This window comes from Myxosarcina sp. GI1(2024), from assembly GCF_053543375.1.
The window spans coordinates 618,511-643,009 of record NZ_JBKGTY010000003.1 but is presented as its reverse complement, the minus strand read 5'-3'; the positions used below and the strand labels follow the sequence as shown (position 1 = coordinate 643,009).

General features: G+C 39.1%; 21 protein-coding genes, 1 other RNA gene and 1 pseudogene. 12 read left to right on the top strand and 11 right to left on the bottom strand.

Features of this window, described 5'->3' with window-relative positions; translation table 11 throughout:
* Positions 1-165: 165 nt before the first annotated feature.
* Entirely contained in the window at positions 166-720 is a 555-nt protein-coding gene (locus ACLFKQ_RS16530; protein ID WP_449000868.1) for a hypothetical protein, read from the bottom strand.
* Positions 721-1,111: 391 nt separating this feature from the next.
* On the opposite strand from ACLFKQ_RS16530, the gene ACLFKQ_RS16525 reads away from it, so the two are divergent.
* From ACLFKQ_RS16525 to ACLFKQ_RS16515, 3 genes are all read left to right on the top strand, one after another.
* On the top strand, positions 1,112-1,639 hold the full coding sequence (locus ACLFKQ_RS16525) for a type IV pilin-like G/H family protein (protein ID WP_449000867.1): 528 nt from the start codon (positions 1,112-1,114) through the stop codon (positions 1,637-1,639).
* A 73-nt stretch (positions 1,640-1,712) separates the two neighbouring features.
* Complete coding sequence (locus ACLFKQ_RS16520) at positions 1,713-2,357, top strand: hypothetical protein (protein ID WP_449000866.1); 645 nt, start codon at positions 1,713-1,715, stop codon at positions 2,355-2,357.
* A gap of 28 nt (positions 2,358-2,385) precedes the next feature.
* Positions 2,386-2,685: a hypothetical protein gene (locus ACLFKQ_RS16515; RefSeq protein WP_449000865.1), complete on the top strand. Its 300-nt coding sequence runs from the start codon at positions 2,386-2,388 to the stop codon at positions 2,683-2,685.
* A gap of 101 nt (positions 2,686-2,786) precedes the next feature.
* Here ACLFKQ_RS16515 and ACLFKQ_RS16510 read toward each other — a convergent pair whose 3' ends face one another.
* Positions 2,787-4,448 carry a mechanosensitive ion channel family protein gene (locus tag ACLFKQ_RS16510; RefSeq protein WP_449000864.1) on the bottom strand — a complete coding sequence of 554 codons (1,662 nt, stop codon included), beginning with the start codon at positions 4,446-4,448 and terminating at the stop codon, positions 2,787-2,789.
* A 581-nt stretch (positions 4,449-5,029) separates the two neighbouring features.
* Here ACLFKQ_RS16510 and ACLFKQ_RS16505 point away from each other — a divergent pair.
* The 3 genes from ACLFKQ_RS16505 (at position 5,030) to ACLFKQ_RS16495 (ending at position 7,391) form a co-directional block, all read left to right on the top strand.
* Entirely contained in the window at positions 5,030-5,431 is a 402-nt protein-coding gene (locus ACLFKQ_RS16505; RefSeq protein ID WP_449000863.1) for a hypothetical protein, read from the top strand.
* Positions 5,432-5,788: 357 nt separating this feature from the next.
* On the top strand, positions 5,789-6,790 hold the full coding sequence (gene arsS, locus ACLFKQ_RS16500; RefSeq protein ID WP_449000862.1) for an arsenosugar biosynthesis radical SAM (seleno)protein ArsS: 1,002 nt from the start codon (positions 5,789-5,791) through the stop codon (positions 6,788-6,790).
* Positions 6,791-6,908: 118 nt separating this feature from the next.
* A complete protein-coding gene (locus tag ACLFKQ_RS16495; protein WP_449000861.1) occupies positions 6,909-7,391 on the top strand; it encodes an OsmC family protein in 483 nt (160 codons plus the stop codon).
* Positions 7,392-7,417: 26 nt separating this feature from the next.
* On the opposite strand, the gene bchD is transcribed toward ACLFKQ_RS16495, so the two are convergent.
* Positions 7,418-9,442, bottom strand: a complete 2,025-nt coding sequence (gene bchD / locus ACLFKQ_RS16490) for a magnesium chelatase ATPase subunit D (RefSeq protein ID WP_449000860.1) — start codon at positions 9,440-9,442, stop codon at positions 7,418-7,420.
* 480 nt (positions 9,443-9,922) lie between these two features.
* Between bchD and ACLFKQ_RS16485 the strand changes: the two genes are divergently transcribed.
* From ACLFKQ_RS16485 to ACLFKQ_RS16470, 4 genes are all read left to right on the top strand, one after another.
* Positions 9,923-11,173 (top strand): class I SAM-dependent methyltransferase, encoded by a 1,251-nt coding sequence (locus tag ACLFKQ_RS16485; protein WP_449000859.1) that lies wholly within the window; start codon positions 9,923-9,925, stop codon positions 11,171-11,173.
* Positions 11,170-12,216 (top strand): glycosyltransferase family 4 protein, encoded by a 1,047-nt coding sequence (locus tag ACLFKQ_RS16480; RefSeq protein WP_449000858.1) that lies wholly within the window; start codon positions 11,170-11,172, stop codon positions 12,214-12,216. Before ACLFKQ_RS16485 ends, ACLFKQ_RS16480 begins: the two co-directional genes overlap by 4 nt.
* A gap of 4 nt (positions 12,217-12,220) precedes the next feature.
* On the top strand, positions 12,221-13,516 hold the full coding sequence (locus ACLFKQ_RS16475) for a glycosyltransferase (protein WP_449000857.1): 1,296 nt from the start codon (positions 12,221-12,223) through the stop codon (positions 13,514-13,516).
* A gap of 130 nt (positions 13,517-13,646) precedes the next feature.
* The gene (locus ACLFKQ_RS16470; protein ID WP_449000856.1) at positions 13,647-14,804 is read left to right on the top strand and encodes a glycosyltransferase family 4 protein; all 1,158 of its coding nucleotides are present in this window, start codon (positions 13,647-13,649) and stop codon (positions 14,802-14,804) included.
* A 101-nt stretch (positions 14,805-14,905) separates the two neighbouring features.
* Here the strand turns inward: ACLFKQ_RS16470 and ACLFKQ_RS16465 are convergent, their stop codons facing one another.
* The 8 genes and pseudogenes from ACLFKQ_RS16465 to ssrS all read right to left on the bottom strand — a co-directional run bounded on the left by ACLFKQ_RS16465 (position 14,906) and on the right by ssrS (position 21,684).
* Positions 14,906-15,040: an endonuclease gene (locus ACLFKQ_RS16465; RefSeq protein ID WP_449000855.1), complete on the bottom strand. Its 135-nt coding sequence runs from the start codon at positions 15,038-15,040 to the stop codon at positions 14,906-14,908.
* A gap of 328 nt (positions 15,041-15,368) precedes the next feature.
* A pseudogene (locus ACLFKQ_RS16460) lies at positions 15,369-15,554 on the bottom strand (IS982 family transposase); the annotation flags it as partial.
* A gap of 252 nt (positions 15,555-15,806) precedes the next feature.
* Entirely contained in the window at positions 15,807-16,514 is a 708-nt protein-coding gene (locus ACLFKQ_RS16455) for a hypothetical protein (protein ID WP_449000854.1), read from the bottom strand.
* Between the two features lie 22 nt (positions 16,515-16,536).
* Entirely contained in the window at positions 16,537-16,992 is a 456-nt protein-coding gene (locus tag ACLFKQ_RS16450) for a hypothetical protein (RefSeq protein WP_449000853.1), read from the bottom strand.
* Between the two features lie 40 nt (positions 16,993-17,032).
* Positions 17,033-18,448, bottom strand: coding sequence for a MotA/TolQ/ExbB proton channel family protein (locus ACLFKQ_RS16445; RefSeq protein WP_449000852.1), 1,416 nt, complete (start codon positions 18,446-18,448; stop codon positions 17,033-17,035).
* A gap of 337 nt (positions 18,449-18,785) precedes the next feature.
* Positions 18,786-20,099 carry a M16 family metallopeptidase gene (locus tag ACLFKQ_RS16440; RefSeq protein ID WP_449000851.1) on the bottom strand — a complete coding sequence of 438 codons (1,314 nt, stop codon included), beginning with the start codon at positions 20,097-20,099 and terminating at the stop codon, positions 18,786-18,788.
* A gap of 19 nt (positions 20,100-20,118) precedes the next feature.
* Positions 20,119-21,393 carry a M16 family metallopeptidase gene (locus tag ACLFKQ_RS16435; RefSeq protein WP_449000850.1) on the bottom strand — a complete coding sequence of 425 codons (1,275 nt, stop codon included), beginning with the start codon at positions 21,391-21,393 and terminating at the stop codon, positions 20,119-20,121.
* Positions 21,394-21,501: 108 nt separating this feature from the next.
* Positions 21,502-21,684, bottom strand: a non-coding RNA gene (gene ssrS / locus ACLFKQ_RS16430) — 6S RNA.
* A gap of 158 nt (positions 21,685-21,842) precedes the next feature.
* On the opposite strand from ssrS, the gene ACLFKQ_RS16425 reads away from it, so the two are divergent.
* Together ACLFKQ_RS16425 and ACLFKQ_RS16420 are read left to right on the top strand one after the other, a co-directional pair.
* Positions 21,843-22,763 carry an NAD(+) kinase gene (locus tag ACLFKQ_RS16425; RefSeq protein ID WP_449000849.1) on the top strand — a complete coding sequence of 307 codons (921 nt, stop codon included), beginning with the start codon at positions 21,843-21,845 and terminating at the stop codon, positions 22,761-22,763.
* Between the two features lie 91 nt (positions 22,764-22,854).
* A complete protein-coding gene (locus tag ACLFKQ_RS16420; RefSeq protein WP_449000848.1) occupies positions 22,855-24,498 on the top strand; it encodes a mechanosensitive ion channel family protein in 1,644 nt (547 codons plus the stop codon).
* Position 24,499 lies beyond the last annotated feature (1 nt).

Below are 24,499 nucleotides of genomic sequence, written 5' to 3'. Positions count from 1 at the left end.
TCAGTTTGCCCAATCCTATGCTGACTAGATTCCCCTGTCATTACATCCACAACCCATTCCAACGATTCCAGCACAAACCATGCAAGTCGCCAAAGCTGCGTTGTTTAACATATTTTTGTTTCGCTACCATTTTTTTAGCAAGCCCATATTCAAAACATAGCCTAATTAGTTACCGGGTTTTATATCTTCTACATCTGGTCCAATATTAATAGTGGTCTCAGTCTGACCCGGTTGGAAAGTAATTAGTTTACCTGTAATTAGAGACAATTCCTGTTGAAACTCCGGTGCATCTGAACGGTCTATATTAAGGATCGTAATAGTCTCATCTCCTTCGGGTTTTTTATAGGTAATTATATACTGCTGATAATCTTTGTCTGGTGCAAATATTTTGCCAACAACGTTAATCGGACCGAGTAGTATCCCACTAACTGCACTACCAGAGTCGGAAAGTAATTTCTGAGCGTATTCCCCCGAAGCGATTTCCCGAACGCTTTTACCCATGATAGTTTGATTATGGTCTCGATATTTCTCTGATTCGAAGTTTATTTCTAGAGTTTTTTGCTGAATATTGACTTGGCAGGACTTGAAGTCTTGCTCCTCTTCTTGTTCGTTAAGGTAAAGACATTTACCTCCATAAGATCGCTCTCTAGCAATAGCAGTACCGAACAATGTACTAATAAAGAAAGCGATCGCCAAAAAGGAAAATAGTGGTTTATTCATTTATCTAATCTACAGCCGACTCAGCCTCAATATTGGATATTTCTTTTTGTTTATTAAACAATAATTTTGCGTGGTATTTTCCCCAAGACTTATGCACTGCAACCTGATAAACCTCGATCTAACTTCACCAATTCATTGCTCAAACTAGAAATTTTGGTTCAACTGCTTAAGTCCACTCTACTTAAAAATCATATCTTTTTTAAGACTAAGACACATTTTAAAATTGTTAATTTATAAAAAATACTATTAATAAGTGCAAGATGGCAGAGTTACGTCAAGAACTACAGCGTAGTCTATTTGACGCTCTAGTGTAAACCTACAAACTATAAAAACATATTTCAAATATTATATAATTCACATTATTTCCAGCCAAAAAAGAGAAGTTAAGAGCGTGAATAAATTATTGAAAAGTATAAAACCATTGATTCCCGTATCTTTTGGAGTTTCAATTCTAGGTCTTGCTACCTTTGGATTGACCGTTGTCACTCAAGCACAAGTAGAAACTCCCTCGTCGTCACAGCAACTTCCAGTTAAACCTGTTGCCAAAATGATCTACGGACAAACGGCTTTTTATAAAGAAAACGGTGAGTTCATCGAGGAAGTATACGAGCTTCGCAGTTACCTTCAGCAGAATTTTGACATGGAGTTGCCATCCAACACCGATTACGATATAAGCACCACCGAGGAAGCCTCTTACAACTACGTCATACCCAAGAGCAATTCTTCGAGATCTCAGGTTGGAGCACTCTTTATATCGCCTCAGGAAACTGGCAAACTGATGAGAATTATCTGTCAAAACAATAATCCGGGAGCGGAGCCTCCTGCCGCTCCTAAACTGATTAGAGACATATTAGATCCGAGCAATGTAAGCATGCAATGCGGAGAGAACTCATTTCAAAATCTTTTGTTTAATGAATAGAAATAGCTCTCGACAAATTAAATTAAAGGATATATTGTCTCAAAAATTAAATTTTCTAAGAGGAGTGCAATTAATGAATGGAAAATGGCAACAAAATCTAATAGTTATCGGACTGCTCCTCATCGGCAGTAGCAGTACCAGTATTTCTACTTTGGCTGCTCCCCTCGAGCGAATAGAGAAATCAACATTTCCGTCGCGATTGATAGAATCTAGTATTAAACAAGCTCAAGCAGAAACAGAGGAGCTTACCAAAGAAAGCACGGGTCAACTGACAGCAGAAAATATCGGTCGAGTTTTAACTCAGATCCAAGAGGCAGGAGACCAACAGAATGTAGAAGCCATTCTCGAATACCTCGCACCCTTTGCCCATTCAGAGGTTAGTTTAAATATGGGGAATACCATACTAACCACTACAGTTAATGGCATAGAAGAGCATCGTAATTTATTAGCTCAGTCATACAATCGCTTTAGCGATCGCCAGACACTAAACCAAGAAGTAGACATCTCGGTTTCGGCTGACGGAGAATATGGCATAGCCACCGTCTATCGTCTGCGAGAAGTTACCAGCCAAGAAGGAACGAGATTATTATCGGGAAGCATCAATACATTAAGATTTGGCATGGTAAATCAGCGACCGACAATCGTTTCTGCTACTTTAGAAGGGTGGTTATCAGAGCGTCCCTCCACTGAAGAAACAGAACCATCAGAACAACCATAAGTCAATCATTAAAATTCGAGGTATTCTAATGATCAAAGCAACTTTAATTGGCTTAACCACATTGACACTTGGTATTGTCGGACTACCATCTCCCGCCAGAGCAGATTTTGGCGACGTTATGCTTGGCGTAGGAGCTGGTGTAGCCACTGGCTTGATTATCAACAATAACAACCAAAGGGCGACAGAAGACCGATACAAGCAAGTTCCACCAGAGCAAGAGTACTACCGTGGCGTACAGGATGGAGTTAACGGCGAAAGATACGACAATCCTCGCAACTCTCCAGACTATGACAAAGGTTATGATGAAGGACTAAAAAGAGGGCAATAACCGTTCTTATTTCATCATTATCAATCGCCAATTGACTTAAAAATGCTTTGGGTAGTCAATATTTTCATTCGACTGAGAAGCATATACTAAGCAACTCCCACTTATTGGGATTTAGAGGAATTTGGAGAATCTTTTTCTAGGCTTGCAGGTTTTAACAGCGACTTGAGAGAATCGATTTGGAAACCAGGTGTCATGTAGTCTGGCGGTAGATAATTGTCGGGAATAGTGGTTCGGTTACCATCGCGAAGAGTAGTGTAGTGGGGTGACATGATTTCTATCCCAGACTCGTTACATTTATCTTGAATGTTTTGATGCAATTCCGAATAGATAAACTCCATTCTTTCTGGATGGTTGGTAAAAGCCCTAAGTTGATAGCTCACATAAAAATCGTCGAGAGAGGTTTGGAGTACACAAGGTTTTGGGTTGTCCAAAATATCAGTTGTGGCAAGAGCGGCAGTTGTCAATATCTCACGGATCTTACGCCACGGAACGTCATAGCCCAGCGTTACTGTAGTATGTAATGACAGAGGAGTATTCGACTCTCTAATTAGAGCACTGTAGTTTACAATACTGCTACTAAGCAAAACACTATTGGGAATAGTCACTAGCTCCCTCTCTATCGTACGAATCCTAGTCACCAGCAGAGTCCTGTCTTCTATGTCTCCTAATTTGTCAGCTACTTCAACGCGATCGCCTACTATAAAGGCACGAGTATAAATTAGAGTTATGCCAGCGAAAATATTATTGATGGCATTGGTAGCTCCAAAGGACAACAAAGCCCCAAAAAAAATGGAGACCCCCCGAAAAGCTGGAGATTCGGCGTTTGGCAGGTAGAAATAAGCACTGGCAAAGGCTACAGCAATGATAATAAAGGTCAGCAGCTGGTGAGTCGGTTGTGCCCATTCTGGATAAAACCCTGGCAGAGTAAAGACTCCTCTAGATATAGCAGAAAAGAAAAAACGAGAAAAACGAATAGCACAATAGGCGATGATGATAATTAGTAAAATTGTCATCAAATTTGGCAAATAGTCGATAAAAGCTCTCCCAAACCGCTCCAACTGGCTTGCCAACCATCCCCACATTGTTTTGCCAAACCTACGGGTAAGCGGAAACAGACTCAGAACCAGAGCGAAATACCCAAAAATTGCTAGCACCGCCAGCACTCTGAAAACTAGCTTGGTAAGTATCTTTAAAAACCCCGATAACTGGGAAGAAGAAACTAGTACTAGTCTCTGAATGCGAATATTGGGTATGCGGCGATTGCATTGCTCGTTCAGCCACCGATAGACTTGAGGAGCTATGTTGTTTAACAATTTCAACAACATAAACAGTCCGACGGTACTCACAACAGCTATAATTGAGCTTCGTATTCGAATTTGGACGCTGCGCTCTTCTCGATAGTCCTTGACAGCTTGCTTGAGTTTTTGAAGATATTCTTTAACCAAAACCTGGCGAGTTTTTCCAACTGCTTTGGCATCTTCATCGCTGATAGCAAACAGTAATTGATTTTCTGCTCCTACGATAGTAGCTCCTTCAAGTTCTAGGGTGTTGAGCGCCTGTACTGGAACTGTAGATTTGGCAAACCGCTCGATGAGATACTCGAAGTTCGAAGCTCTTTCCTCAACAGAAGGAGCCAATGCTTTAGTTTGTATCTCAAACAAAGGTCGACTTTCTAACTGAACTGTTACGCTAGATGAACTATCTGCCGTTGCGGGAGAAGAGGTTGAGGCTGGTTGGGAGAGTCCGTAAGAATTTATTGCCAAGATTAATGTTAAACAGAATCCCAGAATAATTCCTCTCCAATATTTTCCCAACATCTCGCTCTCCCAAAAAAGTTTTGTAGATACTTCCGCATACAGTTAATTATCGGTTATCTTAGGCACCTATGTTGGGTAGGCTTGATACTAAATCTCTCTGACAAGAGAAAGCGACACATCATACCGTTTCTTACGCATTAGCTGGCTTCTTACGCATTAGCTGGCGAGATAAAATATATCTGTAGAAAATATTTATCTATATAAATCAGCTCTTTGGCACGAGAAAGCTATCTGTTATGAACAATTGATTTCAATGCGATTAATTTAACTAAAATTTACAAGGTTGTCATTTTTGAGCGAAAATAGAGATAGATAGACTAGACTAGCCTTGATTTTGAGGTTGCCTTGTTATTCAATCAAAGTTTCTAGCTTTTAGTTAGATCTATCGGCAAATTAAACCACTAATTCCAAAAAAATCTCAAATCAAAGACTAGAACGTAAGCTGATTTACAGCTAAAAAACTAAGAGCTAATAGCTGAGAATTTACGAACTAGAAGGCAGGGAATTAAATTGGGGAGGTGAAAATCGTGCTCAAATCCAAATTAATCAGTGCTACACTTAAAACTCCTGCTAGCATATTGCTCATTGGGGGAATTGGACTATGGTCTTCTAGTCTGTCAGCCGAAACAGTTCCCACTACTAAAGATACAGCCGAGCATTTAGAAGAAATTGTCTCGAGGAATCATACTAAGGTGTCGGATGGCATGGTTCAACTGGCAAATGATTCGACCATAGAACCGACAATCAAGCGACCTTCACAACAACCTAGAGCCGAAAATACCGTAAGTTACTCTATCTCAGTCGATCGAATAACCGACGATTCTAGTTCGGACTGGCAGGTTCAGTCTGCCAGTCAAGACTGGCGCAATCTCAATCGAGGAGATGGTTCCGCCGAGGATATAGTACGATTTGTTGTCTGGCGATTTTGAAATTCGTTTGTTTGGGTGACAAAGTTTGTTGCTAGAGAAGCTGCTGTGTTCTGCTTATATCTCTCATACAATCGGCTTCTGCTTAGAGACTGTTGGTAAATTTAGATTAAGAAAGTGTTCTCAAATAGATCTAGAGTATAACTATGTCCCATATTAGATTTTTCAGACAAACTTTAAGATTTTAAAAATAAAATAAAATATCATTAAATATTTACACTAGAATTATTGGCGATCGCCTATTTAGTTAAATAGTATCGATTTCAAAAAACTAATAATAAATATTGTTCTAGCTTACGGAATATATATTACCAGTATTTTGCGATCTAGCATAAAAAATAGATATACATAAAGCCGAATATGATTCAGTCTAAAACTAAGAAATTTAACATAATTCCTTTCGATCGCTCTATAGAATCGCCATTATCTAAAAATAAAATTACTGTTTTACAAATTAATTTAGGCAGAAAATGCAACCTTGCCTGCATTCATTGCCACGTAGAGGCAAGTCCCAAACGCACCGAAGAATTATCTCCCGAAGTTTGTCAACAATTAATCGAATTAATCAACCGCTTTCCCCAAATACAGACTGTAGATTTAACTGGTGGCGCACCTGAGATCAATTATGGATTTAAACCACTAGTTGAAACAGCAAGGGCTAAAAATAAAGAAGTTATCGTTCGTTCCAATTTGACAATCTTTTTCGAGCCTGGATATGAAAATTTACCAGAATATTTTGCCAAGCAACAACTCAGAGTTGTGGCTTCTCTTCCCTGTTATTTAGAATCAAATGTAGATAAGCAAAGAGGAGCAGGAGTTTATCATCAATCGATTCAGGCTATCCAAAAATTGAACCAACTTGGTTATGGTAAACAACCCAATCTAATTATTGATTTGGTTTACAATCCTACCTTACCGCTAGATGATAACTTTTCTTTGACTCCCGACCAACAACAGTTAGAACGTGATTACAAAACTTTTTTGTTCGAACAGTTCGATATCGAATTTGACCATCTATTTACTATTACCAATATTCCCATCGGAAGAACTAAAAAATATCTTCAAAGACGAGAACTGCACGATGCTTATCTCAAATTTCTAGAAAGTAATTTTAATCGAGTAATTCTACCACATTTGATGTGTCGCAATGAATTATCTATCGATTATTTAGGTAATGTCTATGACTGCGACTTCAATCAAATGGAAAACATCGCAGCCACAGACGACAACGGACAAAAATTAACCGTAGCCAAACTATTAGAGTTAGGTAATTTGGATGCGATCGATCGAATAAAAACTGCTAATTATTGTTATGGCTGTACGGCAGGAAGTGGTTCTAGTTGCGGTGGCTCACTGGTTTGAGCTTGCTTATGGTTCAGTCGAAACCTCTTTCAACCGAAAAAAACTGGAAAATGTAAGATTAATGTCAATACTGCCAGAAGAGTGGCAAGATAAAAATATGCAGTAGAGGAGAATTGTTTTGTCTGAAAAGTCAAAAGAACATTGCTATCAAATTTCTCTACAATGGACGGGAAATAGTGGGCGCGGTACGTCCAATTACAAAACTTACGATCGCGCTTATGAAATTATCGTTCCAGGTAAACCAACAATATTAGGTTCATCAGATCCTACTTTTCGCGGCGACAAAACTAAATACAATCCCGAAGAATTACTAGTCGCTGCTCTTTCTAGCTGCCATATGCTGTGGTATTTACATTTGTGCGCCGAGGCAGGAATTATTGTTACTAGTTATGGCGATCGCGCCATGGGAAAGATGTGCGAAACTAAAAACGGTGGTGGAAAATTTACCGAGGTTATTCTAAAGCCAGAAATTACTATCAGTGTCGAAAGTAATTTAGAATCAGCCAAACAGTTACATCATCAAGCTCATGAGCTTTGCTTTATTGCCAATTCGGTCAATTTCCCCGTTCTTTGTCAACCATCGATCGGATTAGAGACATGAAGAAATGTTTTAATCATGACTGTTAACTAGAGATTAGAAATTGCACCTCTTGCCATATCGGCGATCGCGCGATCGGTAGCTTTGGGTAAATGGTAGTAAGTACCGCCCGCTCGTTCGGCTAGTTCTTTTGCAAAGCCTGTAGAAACAAAACGGCTTTCAGTATCAATTACCAACAGTTTCATATCCAAACTGCGAATTTTCCCGGCAATCTCTAGTAATTCTTCTTTGATATTGGGTTTTTCGCCTTCTTCTAGTGGTTCGCCCAGAGAGCGGGCGAGAGGGATATTTCCCCTCCCGTCAGTAATGGCGACGATTACTACCTGTCCGATATCTCCCGACATTCGAGCATTGATGCCGACATTGACTGCCTGGGTTAAACCGTGAGATAAAGGAGAACCACCGCCGCAAGGAAGACTTTCTAAGCGTCCCCGAGCCATCGTAATCGATCGCGTAGGTGGAAGCAGTACTTCTGCTCGTTCGCCACGAAAAGGGATCAAAGAAATTTGATCGCGATTTTCATAAGCCTCAGTTAACAAGCGCATGACGGCACCTTTAGCCGACTGCATCCGATTCAAAGCCATCGAACCCGAAGCATCCACTACAAATACGATGAGCGAACCTGCTTTTCTAGCCAAACGTTTGGCACGGAGATCGCTCTGTTCGACAATTACGTTCCGCCCCGGATGTCGCAGTCGTCGCGCTTTTTGATAGGGTGCGGCGCTACGAAGAGTGGCATCTACGGCAATTCTTTTTACTTTGCCTTTGGGTAGCATTGGCTTGATGTAACGTCCGCGATCTTCGGAGAAAATTAAACTTCGTGCCCCAGATTTACCCTGACGCTGCATAGTTTGGGCAAAACTCAGCACGCTGGGATCGAGAACTACTCCTTCAATATCAAAGACAAATTCTTCAGGAATAGCAGGTGGCTCTTGTTCTGTATCTTCTTCTTTTTCTTCTTCCTCTGGTTCGTCTTCATCGGAGTCAGTTTCGTCTCGATCTTCAGGCTGTTGCTGGGGTGGCGGCGGAGGTGGCGGTGGTGCTTCTTCTGGTGGCGTTTCGATGGTAGTCGCACGAGGAACGATAACTAACTCTACTGCCTTACGCAAATCTTCAGCGATAACGTTCTCTCTTCCTTCTAGGGCAGCGCAGGCTTTCGCCACTCTAACCGCAAATAGTTCTGCCCGATGTCCTTCTACCGTTCCTCTAACTGCCTCGTTGACTAAATATAAAATCTGGTCGTGAGTAATTTTTACTTCTTTCAACCACTCGCGCGCTAGCACGATATCGGTTTTCAAGCTATCGATGTCGTTTTCATACTGGCTTAAAAACCTTTCGGGAGAGTTGGTATAGTCGATTACTTGGTTTACTGCAGCTACCCGTTGTTCTAAGGATAATGTCACGTCGGCAGATAGGGCGATCGCAATTCTGTCGAGTAAATGTTCGCGCAGTATTCCCTCTTCGGGATTGTAGGTAGCGATTAAAATTGGTTTGCAGGGATGCTGAAAACTAATGCCCTCTCGTTCGATAACGTTGCGCCCTTCAGTCAATACCGTTAGCAACTGATTGGCAATTTGCTCGTCTAAGAGGTTAATTTCGTCGATGTATAAAACACCTCGATGTGCCTGTGCCAAAAGTCCTGGCTGAAAGATTGGTTCGCCCTGTTTTACCGATTCTTCCACATCTACCGAACCCAATAGTCGATCTTCAGTTACCCCTAAAGGTATCTGAACGAAAGGGGCAGGAATAATTTGTGTTGGTAGATCTTCTCGATCAAACTGCCCATATTTAGCTATGGTTTCGTCATCCCATTCGTCTGGCTTAGTCGGATCGCAGTTGTAAAGCGATCCTTTAATTATTTCTATTGGCGGCAAAAGCTGATAAAGTGCCCTTGCCATCACCGATTTAGCTGTTCCTCGGCGACCGGCGATCGCCACTCCTCCAAGTTCTGGATCGACTGCGGCGAGTAACAAAGCAAGTTTGATTGCTTCTTGTCCGACAACAGCAGTGAGGGGAAAGTTAAATTTTTTAGAGGCGGTAGTAACAACAGACATTACAAAGAGAGGGTGTAAGAGTAATTAGGCTCTGCAATTTTTTACTTTAATCTATTTAAAGGTCTGAGTTCAAAAATAAAGATACATATATCACCAGAACTTTGACCAACAATAAAAACTTTAAAAGAATTAAAAATTTTATGGCAAGGGTTGGACGACAATACAATTGATGCTATGCTTTGCTTGTCAAATTTGAAATTTTAAACTATGATACGCATCTAATTTGGTAAATAAGCTCGTGGGTCAGAACCTTTAAAAAATCATTATCTTTGAAGGAGAAAATTTTACTTAAAACTAGCTTAACTCATTACATCTAGGAAAAACAGTGCGACTCGGCAAATTTTTAAAATTACTTATTCTCAGTAAATTCTAGAAAACACTAAAATTGCGATTCAGTAAGAAGTGAGTAAGAATAGATAATTCATTTTTCGATGTTAGATATTATCGAGTTTTTTAAATATAAATATACATCAATTCGCTATGCTAGAAACTAGCGTCCCTAAACTAAATATCGAGATAATAATCAAGCAAATTGAAGAAGAACTAAATATGGAACGACACGATCCAGGTAATGACTTTTCTCAAATTGACTTATCTCAAATAGAGTACATAAACGCTTTAATTGCTAATGCGGATTTTTATGCAGAAGCTCCAGCTAAATGGCCTAGCAAGCTGTATTTCTTTCCTTTTAATTTTGTCAAAGTTCAACGCTTTATTTTAAAGATTTACGGGTTCATTTTTAAAAAACAACGAGTAGTTAATAATTCTATTTCTCAAGCATTAAAAGTAACTCTGACAATCAACCAGAAATTAATTTCCGAAGTTAACAGTTTGGTAGAGTCTATAGAATCAACCAAAATGAAACTTCAGAATTACGAACGAGAATTATCCAATACAGAACAACACTTTTCTGAGATAAAAAATTACTATTTAACCAATGATGTTTATATTAAAAAAAATCTAAAACGCCAAAAGCAATTATTAGAAAGTATAATTGAAGCAAGTAACTTAAATAAACTAAAAGATTTAGATTCAAACAAAAACGATAAGCTTTTGCCCAAAACAAGTTATTTACAGGACGATTTTTATATAGCTTTAGAAGATAAATTTCGTGGTGCCAGAGAAGATATCATTAGTAAATTGAAAATTTATTTACCACTAATAGAACAAGTCAAGAGTAAAATAAACAATGCACCAATTTTAGACATTGGATGTGGTCGAGGTGAATGGTTAGAATTATTACAAAATAATGGGTATCAAAACCAAGGAATAGATATCAATAGAGTAATGGTCGAGCAATGTCAAAAACGTGAGCTTAAGGTTATTGAGGCTGACGCTGTTGAATATTTAAAGTCTTTACCAGCAGAAAGCTTAGCTGGAATAACTGGTTTTCATATTATAGAACATTTACCTTTTGAAGTTTTACTAGAATTGTTTAGCGAAACGCTTAGAGTTCTAAAAAAAGGAGGAATAGCAATTTTTGAAACACCTAATCCTCAGAATATCTTGGTAGCTAGTTATAAATTTTACATAGATCCAACCCATTTGCATCCTCTTCCTAGTGAATTAATAAAATTTGTCGCAGAATTACAAGGATTATCAAAAGTACAAATCCTTAATTTAAATCCTTATCCTAAAGATTTGTTTCTCAAAGGTTCTGAAGTTTCAGAAAGATTCAACAAGCATTTTTATAGTGCCCAAGATTACTCAGTAATAGGTTATAAACCATGAAAGTTGTAGTTGCAACGACGCAAGTTCCATTTGTACGTGGAGGAGCAGAAATTCATGCAGAAAATCTTGTCAATGCATTAAAAAATGAAGGGCATCAAGCTGAAATCGTAGCTATTCCTTTCAAATGGTATCCTCCAGAAAAGATACTAGATACTATGTTAGTCTGCCGTCTTTTAGACTTATCAGAGTCTTGTGGACAAAAAATTGATAAGTTAATCACTCTCAAATTTCCTGCTTATCTAATACCTCACTCTAACAAAGTAGTCTGGTTACTACATCAGCATCGACAGGCTTATGAACTTTGGGGTACAGCTTTAGGAGATTTAGAGCATTTTCCCAATGGAATTCAAGTTAGACAGGCAATTATTAATGCCGATAATAAGATATTGAAAGAAAAAATATCTTTGTATGCTAATTCAATTAATGTTACCAAAAGATTAAAAAAATACAATCAAATTGATGCTATTCCCTTATACCATCCACCGCATAATGCAGAGCTTTTATACTGCAAAGAATATGGCGATTATTTTTTCTTTCCTAGTAGATTAAATCCTACCAAAAGGCAATTTTTGGCGATCGAAGCTTTGGCAAAAACTAAAAATAATTTTAGAGTAATTTTTACTGGTAATAGTGATAATAACGAATATAATCAGAAACTATTAAATTTAGCTAAAGAGCTTGGTGTTAAAGATAGAGTTTCCTTTTTAGGTACTGTTAGCGAAACTGAAAAAATCGAACATTACGCTCGATGTTTAGGAGTAATATATCCGCCTTTTGAGGAAGATTATGGATATGTAACTTTAGAAGCAATGTTAGCCTCTAAACCTGTAATTACTTGCATCGACTCAGGGGGACCAACAGAATTTATAGAGAACCATAAAACTGGATTGATTGTAGAGTCTAATCCCGAATCAATAGCTGCGGCAATGGATGAACTCTGGGAGAATGTTTCTTTCGCTAAACTACTCGGAAAAGCCGGAAAAGATTATTATAAAAGTCTCAATATCAATTGGTCTAATGTAATCACACAACTCTTAAAATAAAATAATGAAGCTTAACTGGTTTTCTCCACTATCACCTGCTAAAACAGATATTGCTGATTACACATTACGTGTACTGCCAGAATTAAGTAAGTATGCAGAAATAGTTCTTTGGACAGATCGAACTAATTGGGATAGAGAATTAGAGCAATATGCTCGAGTCAAACATTATCAATTAAATTATCTTCCTTGGTCGAAAATTAATAATGCCGACCTTAATATTTATCATATTGGTAATAATGCTGAGTTTCACAGTGTTATCTGGAGTATAAGTCGAATCTGTTCGGGAATAATTGTTTTACATGACTTCAAGTTACACGAGCTTTTTGGTGCAATATATAGAGAGCACAGAAAAGATAAGAATAGTTATTTACAACAAATGGTTCGCTACTACGGAGGGGAATGCAAACAAATAGCTGAAGATTTCTGGACAGGAAAACTATCTACTGAGTTTATGGCGGAACACTATCCCCTAACTAACCTAGCAATAGATGGTGCGATAGGAGTAATTACCCATAATCGAGAAGCATACCAAATTTTGACGAAAGATAATTGCTCGTTGATTGGATACACTCCTTTACCTTACGCTAGTCAATCTCATTTAAAACCAAACCATTCCCCTAATTCTCCACCTTACAAATTAATAGTATTTGGTTATATAAATTATAATCGACGGCTAGATACCATTTTAGAAGCTTTAGCGAGTTTACCCGAAAAAAATCAGTTTTATCTCGATATTTATGGTGAAATATGGGATAGGAATTATATTCAACGAAAAATCGAGTATTTGCAACTGCAAAAGTTAGTCAAAATTCATGGATTTGTTAGAGAAAATGTTTTAAATTCTGCACTAGCTAATGCACATTTAGCTATTAATTTGCGCTATCCCACAATGGGAGAAGCATCGGGTAGTCAGCTACGTATTTGGAATCATGCTTTACCCAGTCTCGTTACCAAAATAGGCTGGTATAGTACACTTCCGGAGGATGCAGTAGCCTTTGTGTATCCTGAATCGGAAATTGAGGATATTCAACAACAATTACGCAACTTTTTGTGTCAAACAGAAAAGTTTTTTACGATGGGCAAAAAAGGGAAAGAATTGCTTGAAAAATATCACACACCTAAAATTTATGCTAGAGCTATTTTTGAGTTTGCAGAAAAAGCAATTCAATATAGAGGTTATCCTTTAGCAGGCTATCTAGTAAGAAAGGTGAGTGAAGAAACAAATAATTTAGAAACATATCATTTCTCTAAAGAACAAATAAAAAATAGCGCCGAAGCAATTAGTTATCTCGTTCAATAAACTTTTATGTAGCATACGTTTTTGGAGAAAAATATTTTTAATTTTTAAGTTTAAATATTTATTTTTATACTATTCAACATTCTACGATGTTTTTATCATCGTGTATTTGGTTTTATGATTTTTATTGTTAATGTTTAAAATTACCATAGATGCAACTCCCATTACTACTAAACCTAGTGGAATTGGTTTATATGTGGCTAATCTTATTTATTATTTAAACAAATTACAAACTGAAGAAAACTTTCACCTAGGAATTGTCTATCAACCTGGAATGAAAAATTGGTTGACTGGTAGGTGGAAATTTCCTCAATATCTCCAAAAATATGAAAATCTTTACTTTCTACCGTTGCCAGTTACAGTTTCTAATTTATTAGCCAAATTTCCCAATCCCATACTTCCTTATTTAGAAAAATCTTTTGGTTTTCCCGACATCGTTCATGGAACTAATTATGTAGTCTATCCTTGCCAAAAAAGCTTACGGGTAATGACGATTCACGATCTTACTTGTATTAAATATCCTCAGTACACAGATGTAATTGTCAAGACTTATAGCGATCGCATCAAACAATGCTTGCAGTGGACGGATTTGGTAATTACAGTTTCCCAGGCAACCAAACGAGATATTATCGAACATCTTGGGGTACCAGGCGATCGCATTTATGTTACTCCTCAAGCAAGTCGATATTCTCCTAACTACTTATCTTTCCTACAAGTTGAAAGACTCGAGAAAGAAGTTAATTATGATTTTTCTCTACCATACTTGTTATTTGTTAGTACTATAGAACCTAGAAAAAATATTAACAATCTTATCGTTGCTTTTAATTATTTAAAACAAAGATATCAGCTCGAACACCAACTAGTTTTAATTGGACAAAAGGGTTGGCTTTATCAATCTATATTTCAGACAATTGCTAATTCCCCCTGGAAACAAGAAATACATTATCTCGGCTATTTATCTGATGCAGTGGTCGCATTATTTTACTCTCAAGCTGATGTTTTTGTTTATCCTTCTGTTTATGAGGGTTTTGGTCTGCCTGTATTAGAGGCGATGACTTTAGGGACGCCTGTGGTTACTTCCAATACTTCTTCTCTACCAGAAGTTGCTGGCAAGGCAGCTTTGCTGGTCGATCCTCAAGATCCCATGCAATTAGCAGATGCCATACTGCAGCTCGTTACTAACTCTCAACTACGGCAACAATTAATTTTCCAAGGTAAACAGAGAGCTAGTTTATTTTCTTGGGAAAGAACCGCTAGAACTACTCTTGAAGCGTACAAATCATTGTTGTAAACTTAATTTTGAATTTAAATTGAGCGATAGTGTAAGAAGTTGTTAACCGCGTGGCGCGATCGCGCGCCAACGCGGTCAAACTAAAAGAACTAAAAGTTCTTTTAGTTCTTCGCTTCAGAGCTTTTTCTCTTATCTGTTTCATTAGCAAAATAAGCCCAAGTTCCGATGCTTACGGCTAACAAGTAACCTAAGACTAAAACAGAAATTAGGGCAATTGCAGTAGACGTAATAGTCATGGTTGCATCTCCAAATAGCAATCGATTTATGACTTGTATTCACAATTTAGCAATCATGTCAAGGTGATTCAACAAATATTAACGGGATCGTCAAATCGTTACAGATAGAAATGAAAGACTCAGAATTTACGGTACTCGACTTCTGCAGTCGAGCTAGTAAGATATCTGGTTATTCAATCATCACAGGGCGATCCCTGAGTATTTTTTAGCCATAGTCATTTGCGATCGCCACTATGAGAAGATACTGTATTTTTAAGCCAAAATGAGAAAAGCAAACTTATCTTATTAAAAGTCGTTGCCGATTCTGTAATTCGTCAGTTCGACAAACTTAAAAAACGACAGGAGCAAGAGCAGATAAAGCTTTAGGGTCTAAATCGAGATAAGGTTTGTGAGGCAAACAAACAAGAATAAGCAATTAATCCTGCCATCAAATTAACCAAAAAATCCAGATACTACCATGTCTTGAATGCTCGATTTGAAACAGATTTTTGAGTTGCTGGTTAATTATTTCGATACTTTGTGATGAATTTTTGACTTAGATGTTTAACTGTTACAGATTTAACACAATTTGTGCCAAAAACAATTGTGAGAGAAAATAAAGATAAATAAACTATACTAGCTTTGATTTTGAGGTTGCCTCATTATCCAATCAAAGTTTCTCGCTTTTAGTTGGATTAATCAGTAGATTAAAACCATCAATTCCAAAAAACTCTCAAATCAAATTTAGTATTGTTGCGTGTTTAAATATTGAGGCATTCGATCGAAACTACTGTACTCCGATTGCTCTACCCCCCGAGCCAAAAGTAATCGGTATTTCTTCTTGATGAGGTTCCCAACCCACATCGAATCCTTGAGCCCAGGCTTGCTCTCTAGCCGCCCGAAACGCTGAAAAACCGTCCGGTCTGACGATAAAAGCCAAATAATCTTCTTGAGGTTTCAAATTAGCCAAGACTTGATTGAATTCGGATTCTGGTAAAGCCAATTCATCTTTATTTTCTCCTTCCCTGGTAGGAATTGGCTCGTAAATCATCGAGAAGGTGCTAGCATTAAGCATTTTGACGTTATAGTATTGAGTCTGAGTTCGAAAGTTAATCAGACGATTGGAGCGACTGCGAATACAAGAGCGATAATCACTCATGCGACGGACATATTCACTAGAGCTTTCGAAATCTAAACTATCAGAAAAATCTGGTCTGTTGCAGGAAGGAAGGTTACCGATTAGCAACTCAATTTCTCGTTGTACTTTGGCATCATTGAGATAGGTAACTTTTCCATCTCGAACCTCAAAAAATCTTGGGTTTTTTTGAGTTTTAGTTGCCAAGGGGGTCCTGACAATTGAATCTGCCTCCACGGCAATTAGCGTAACGAATAGACTAACGAACATTAGTACTCCGACTGTATTAGTCAGAATATCTAGAAAAGAGTCCAAGTTTTGACCGGGAACGGCAAGCTTACGCCGCATTCTATTTCTCATAATGCTAATTATAGTTAGTTGTTTATTGTTGAATGGTTAACTTCCAACCAAAATCGACAGGTTCGTAGCCAATATCGATTCCTTCCCCTTCTACAAGACTGCGTACCTGCTCGAATATCTCGATACCGTTTGGTCTTACGGCAACGATAAGATATTCACTCTCTTTATTGACTTTTACTTGTTGAATTAGTTTTTGCAAAGCCGAATTAGGATCTTGTAAATCCGCTCTGGGAACGAATTCGCCACTGGGGTGAAGTAGCACCCCATCATCGCGACATTCGATATAGCGAGGAGATTTGCTTTGATTTGCTCCTCCTGCTTGTTCTTTGGCAACGATAGTCACTTCTTGTTGCTCGAGAGCTTGAGTGGTAAGTACGATGATCAGTAAGATCAGGGTGCCAATAGTACAGGCTAAGATTGAAAGAAAGGGAAATAACTCTACCTCTATATGTTTTCGAGTAATAGTTTTCCTACGCATGGAATCGCTAAAAGCTAATAGTTGAAGTTGGGATTATCGATTAGTACGAATTACGACCGTCTTGTTCTACTAAGGTGATGCGACGGGGTTTGTTAAGTTGTTGGAGTAACGGTTCTAGTTTGCCCAAGTTATCTCTTACTCCTGTCAACACTGTCTCTAATTGAGCAGTTTTTTCCAAAGAGCGCAAGCTCTCATCCAAACTACTTTGCAAGGATTTAAAATCACTAACTTGGCTGGTGACTTTTTCTAGAGCGGCAACTCGATTTTCTAGGGCTTTAGCCGCATTTTCTAGTTGATGGCTAATCTCTTGAGTGCGATCGCTTAAATCGTTAGCTGTAGCGACATTTTTGCTTCTAATTTCGTCTACAGTGGCTCGAATCTGAAAAATTAGCTCTTGACTGGCTTGCTGTTGTTGGGTAAAGAAACTCATAAATTCCTGTCGATCTTGAGTTGCCAACTCTCTAATTTCGGTAACTCGATCCATTACCTGAGAATTCACATCTTGTACTTTACTTATTTCCTCAATAAATCCTTTAGCTAGAGCTTGTGAAGCTTGTTGGGCGTATTGTTGAGCTGGTTCGACTAAAGCTTCTGGATTGGGAAAATGTCCGTCGATCGCTTCTTTAACGGCTTGGTCAATGGCTGCTGCATCTAATTGCTTGTTTCGATCGCGCAGTCTGGGTAAGAGTTTATCGTTAATAAAAATATCGATTCCCAAGAGCAAGCTAGATTCGTAACGTTCTACCAATACTAAAGGAATCATTACTAATACACTCAAAAATAAAGCTAGCAGGGTGGTATCGAAAGCAACCGCTAAGCCACCGGTTACGGTGCCAATTCCTTCTTTAATTTGTTCGACATCTCCTGCTTCCTCGAGAAAACCAGAAAAACCACTAACCGCACGAGAGATACCGATTACCGTACCGATAAAACCTAACAGGGGAATTGCCCAAACCAAAATGCGTGGAATCGAATAGGAAGATTCCGAAGCACTTAAGTAGAAAGCAGAATCATCCAGAGCAAATTCATTTGCCGTGGCGCGATCGCCACTCTGAATATAGGTTTTGAGAATCCGACTACAGCGTAGAGCGACTAAATTACCGTCTCTTGCCAGTCTTTCCTGAAAATACCTAACTTCTTGAGAATTCGGTCGATCTAAGGGTATGTGATCGGCAATCCAGATGCGATTCAAAGCGCGATATTCTTGCTTGAGTCTGACATACTTAAGTACGGTAATCGCAACCACTATTGCTGCTAAAGCTACTGCTACATATTGAGTAAATCCTCTTTCGTAAAAAAGAATACCGAGATAAGTTTCTCTAAATAGCAATAATATTCCGTATACTCCTACAGTTATAGCTGCGGCAACTAACAAAACTAGAGGGAGATTGACTTCCAATTCTTGACGTTGGGAGCCACGAGCACGGGATTTAGATTTAGGGTTAAGCTTATTCATCTTACTTAAATTTACTAAATTGGCTTTGATACTTTCTCGATATCTTAAGAGATATGCTATGGCTGTTGTTTACTGTATTCTGTAGTTAAGTACGACCAAAAGTCGCATCAATGCTTTCTCACCTTAGGTCGCGGAGTAATCTTTGACCTACACAACCCTAACATCGATAAAACGATTGTAAAAAATATCTCGTTAATTGCCATTTTTCTAATCTGAATCGATAAGATCCGATGCTGCCCTAGTAAAAATTACGGCATTCGAATTGATAAATCTGGGATTAGAGCCTACCTCACTATATGTATAAAGAGGATAAATCCAGGTAAATTTGACGAAAACACTAGGCAGCGGAGTCATCTCTAACCAGAGAAATATAAGGTCGAGCTAGATAACGCTTTGCCACTTCTAGAATCTGTTTAGAAGTAACTCGAGCAATGGCTGCTTGAAAATTGCCATCGAATTCTACTCCCAAACCTATAGTTTCATACCAGCCGTAAATTTGAGCTAGCTCGCTATTAGTTTGCTTGCCTAAAGCATATTGTCCTAAAAATTTGTTTTTGGCTCTTTGTAGCTCCGCTTCACTGAGCTCGACTTCACACAAACGACTGACTTCATCCCTCAACCCAGAGATCGCCATTTCAGTATTTGTCGGTGCAGTACCCATATAGGTAACAAAGGGAGCGCGATCGATACGGGTCGGATAAAATGCCGATACGTCGTATGCCAATCCTCGTTTTTCCCTGAGTTCGACAAACAGACGACTGGAAAGACCATTACCCAAGTAAGTGCTAATTAATTTTAATGCTGGATAGTCAGGATGGTTGACACTGGTACCCAAATAACCCAGCATTACAATTGATTGCTGGGTATCCAGAATGGTTTCGGCGGTAAAAGGTTTGGTGGTTAGAGTAACTAAGTTTGGCTCGCCAAGACGCTCCCTCGGAGTTTTCCAATCTCCGAAATTTTCTTCAATTAAGCTGACTGCTCGTTCCTGGGTAATACGTCCCGAGAGACTAATAACTAAATTATCCGGACGAAAATAACTTTGATAGAATTGCTGTAAATCTCCACGAGTTAGTTCTGCTACCGAGGATTCGGTACCCAACACCGAAACACCATAGGGATGCTCTCCATACATTTGTTCGCGGAGTCGATTAAAAGCCACATTAAATGGCTGTTCCCGCTGAGAACGAATGTTTTGTAAGGTCAATCTGCGTTCTAACTCTACCTCTGCTGGCGGGAAAGAAGGGGAGCGCATAATTTCTGCTAGTAGCTGCAGCATCACGGGAAAATCAGCTGCTACGGTTTTTAAACTGAGTACGAAATAATCGGTGGCAGCATCTGCACCCAAACCCGCACCACTGGATTCTACTTTTTCAGCAATATCTAATGCCGTAAGGCGTTGGGTACCTTTAGTAATTACAGCGGAGACTAAATGAGCGAGTCCGGCGCGATCGCGAGGTTCGGCAATAGTTCCGGCATCTTTGAAAAAAAAACGACCAGAGATTATATCGGCAGCTTGGTTTTCTACAATTATTAAGGTGATGCCATTATCTAGTACGAGACGGTGTAAATGAGGTTCTGAGATTGTCAGCGGTTCGCTGCGTGGTAAAGACGTGTCTTGTAGCTGACCGTTGGTGGAGTTATGAGGCATTGGAGCTAGTAACTATCGTTTAACAAGATTTGAGAGTAGTAATAGCATAACGTTCTGGGGATAAATAGCGACTAGCGATCGCTCTCAACTGGGGTGCGGATAATCGTTTTAGGATCTGAGGGTAAAGTGCCGAATCCTGGGCAGTAGCCACTATTTCATAGAAGCCATAGATTCCCGCTAACTGATTTGGAGTTTCCATGGAAAAAATGTAGTTGTTAATTAATTGTCGTTTGGCACGAGCTAATTCTGTATCCGATAGTAGCTCGTTTTGCAATTGCCATAGGCGAGCGCTAAGTAAGCATTCGACTTCTGTTAGGTGTCGTTGGTCTAACCAAGCACTAATGGTAAAAATACTAGAGTCTTTTTGCAGCGAAAAATCACTACAAATATCTAATACTAGCTGACGCTCTTCTCTAAATTCTCTCACCAAACGAGAACAGCGACCTCCCGCTATGATTACCGATAACAAATCTAGGGCGATCGCCTCTTCTAAATTTGCCGCATTCGGTCCGACCCAACCCATTAACAACCGTGCGTGTTCGATTCTAGGTAGCTGTAATTCGCGACGGCGAATGGCGACCGCTGGTGGCTCTGCTGGTACTGGTGAGATGGGACACTCAGCAGGTAAACTAAATTCTCTAAAAGAACCTTCTACGAGCGATCGCGCTAGCTGAGATTTAATTCCTCCTACCATTACTACCGTCATCTTTTCTGGTTGATAGTGGGTGCGGTGAAAACAGCGCAGGCGCTCGGGAGTGTGCTGCATCAACAGCTCTGTTTCTCCCAAAATCGAGCGTTTGTAGGGATGATGCTGATAGAGGGTTTGACACAAAGTTTGAAAAGCGATCCAGTCTGGATCGTTATAGCTCGAGTTAATTTCTTCTAAAACTACATCCCGTTCGCGCTCGAATTCTTCATCTGGGATGCTGGCGTGGAGTAAAATATCTGCCAAGCAAGGGAGAGTCTGAGATATGTTTGCTGTAGCGGTGGTTAAATAAAAATGAGCGTAGTCATAACTAGTAGCGGCATTAGTCACACCGCCAGTACTTTCGACGATCCAGTCGAACTCTCCTCGCTGTATATTAGGAGAGCCTTTAAAAATAGCGTGTTCTAAGAAATGTGCCATTCCAGACCAAGTTTCTGGCTCGGCAGACGTGCCAGCCTCGACCCAAATATCTGCTACTACTACTGGTGTTGCAGGTAAATATTGATGGATTAAAGTCAATCCATTGTCTAATTTGTAAGTCTCGGCTTGAAATTTAATTGAGTTGAAGCTTTCTAATAATTGTGGCATTAACTAGCTACACTTGCGGCAATATAGCTAATAATAACTTTTTCTTAATCAATTATTATTTGTCAGCCAAATTTTATCTAGAAATTATGACATTTTGAAGATTAAAAGTGGCATACCGCCGCGCCGTCTTACCCTAGTTTACGACCTGGGTTCACCAGGTGGGGATTGACCTCTACTGCTTCCATTTCCGAGTGCGAGCTCGGTATACTTCCACAGCAAATAGCTATTCCCCTAATAAATCAAGCATAGATCGTTAAACTATGCAGGTAGTCACCAACGCGGTAGCACGACCTTTTCTATCTTAATAACTTTTAGGTTTTTAGCAAGTCAACGATCTCGATCTGATTCTTTAGAGTCTAGCAAATTAAAGCAACCGATGCTAATTACCTCTTGCTTCATCTTGCTGCGCGATATTATAGGGAAAATACGCAGCAACCAATGAGATTAAGGTGGAGTTAAAACACGCGATTATCGCCTATAAAGCAGGGGACAGCAACAGCAAAAAATGGGCTGAAAAATGCGCTAGAGAATTAGAAACACGGAAATGCCAAGTTTTGCTGGGACCGAGTGGAATTATTGACAATCCTTATCCCGTATTTTTAGCTTCTTCAACCATCGAAATCGATCTAGCAGTTGTATTGGGAGGAGATGGTACGGTGCTCGCAGCAGCCAGACAGCTAGCACCAGAAGGTATTCCGATCTTGGCAGTCAATGTCGGCGGGCATCTAGGTTTTTTAACCGAACCTTTCGAACTATTTAAAGATACGGAGAAAATTTGGGAGCGTCTAGAGTCCGATGTTTATGCCGTTCAAAAGCGAATGATGTTGGAAGCGCAATTATTTGAGGGCGCTCGCGCCAATTCCCATGCTGTGAGCGAACGTTTTTTTTGTCTGAATGAAATGTGTATCAAACCAGCCAGCATCGATCGCATGCCTACTTCGATTTTAGAAATGGAAGTAGATGGGGAAGTAGTCGATCAATATAGTGGGGATGGTTTGCTAGTCTCGACTCCTACAGGCTCTACTGGATATACGGCCTCGGCTAATGGACCGATTTTACATCCGGGAATGTGGGCGATCGCCGTAACTCCGATTTGTCCCCTCAGTCTTTCTGGTCGTCCTATTGTCTTACCTCCTGGCAGTATGGTTAGCATTTGGCCTTTTAACGATCCCGAAGTCAACACTAAACTTTGGACTGATGGAGCTTTGGGAACTACAATCTGGCCTGGACAAAGAGTTTTAGTCCGAATGGCAAATTGCCAAGCTAAATTTATTATCCTCAGAGAAAGTTATTCTTTTTATCAAACTCTGAGAGAGAAATTATTGTGGGCAGGAACGAGAATTCACTACGAAAATAATGGTTTGAAGTGAACTCAAATTAATAGCAACTGCTCGGTTGACCGAGAAAGCATTTCGATCGTTGCTCGATGCTAATTATACTGAGTAAATATTGGAGGGATTGATGAATTATAAAAAATTATTTTACTTAGTTATAACTGCGGTCACGGCAGTATCAATTTGGTTTACCGATGGTAATTTGACACTAGCGCAATTTAGCTTTGATGGTTTTGAAAATTTACAAATATTGCCTAATACTGAAGATACGGCAAAAGCTCCTGTAGTTATCGATGGTAGAAGAATATTTTTTGTCAGTCAATCTACAGAACAACAAGCCATTGAAAGAGCTACAAAAATTGAAAATGATATTCAAGATGCCATTGAATCTTTCGAATCTCTAAAAGTTACTGTAAGACGAGAGAATAACTATCCGGTAATTTATCTCAACGATAACTATTTGTTTACCGTTACCAGAGGAGAAACCCTTGGTAACGAAACCCTTCAGACTAGCGCGGAACAGTTACGAGATGATATTGACTTGGCGATTGCCCGAGCTAGAGCAGAAAGAAGTCGGGAGTATCTCAAACAGCGAGTTATTGCTATGGTTTTATTATTGGCATTTGCCTTACTTGTGAGCAGATTTTTAGATCGTCTACAAAAATATCCCCTACGCACGGCAATTAAAAAAATTATACCCGGTTTTCCTAGCAATAATAGTTCTCAGCCTTCTAGTCTGACTACTTTATATCGACTCAAATTAGGTTTGATTCAGTTTATTCTCTGGGCAGTCGTCATTTTAATTATTTCTGAATTATTTCCTGTTTTGCGTCAGTGGCGATTTCAAATATTTAATCTCTTCAACAACACCGTATTCGATTTTAGTGGCTATGACTTTTCGATTATCGATTTGGTAATTTTGGTGACTTTGGTCTTTGTTGCCATCACTGGTAGTGGGTATGTGACTAACTTGTTGCGAATTAAAATTTTGCAAATAACCAGAATGAATCGCGGCTTGCAAGAGGTAATTTTAATCGTAACTAGATATGGTCTAATTTCTATTAGTGTAATTATCGTCCTACAAGCCTATGGCTTGAATTTAAGCTCTTTAGCATTAATTGGTAGTGCTTTGGGTGTAGGTATTGGTTTTGGTTTTCAAGAAATTGCCAAAAACTTTGGTAGTGGTCTGGTACTGTTATTCGAAGGCACTATCCAGGTAGGAGATTTTATTGAAGTAGGCGATCATTTAGGAACGGTAGAAAGAGTAGGGGCGCGGAGTGTAGTTTTGCAAACTTTAGATCGGGTTTCAGTAATCGTCCCTAATTCGCGTCTGTTAACTGAGGAAGTAATTAACTGGAGTCATCGTAATACTGCCGCTAGACTACATATACCCGTAGGTGTTGCCTATGGTTCTGATGTCGAAAAAGTTAAATTTGCCCTACTAAAAGCGGCCGAAGAACACTTAGAAGTTTTACGCAATCCGCAACCACAAGTATTTTTTACTGACTTTGGTGACAGTTCGCTTAATTTTGAACTGTTAGTTTGGGTAGCTAATCCCAGTATTCAGGTACGCTTAAAGAGCGATCTCTATTTTAGTATCGAAGCAATTTTAAGAGAGCAAAATATTGAGATACCTTTTCCTCAGAGAGATTTGCATTTGCGTACTGGAAATTTACCCCTAACTCTTCCTCCTCAATTAGAAGGTCATCTGCTCTATCTACTAAAAGGTTTGATTGCCAAACAATACACTAGTAGTAAAACTAATAGGTAAG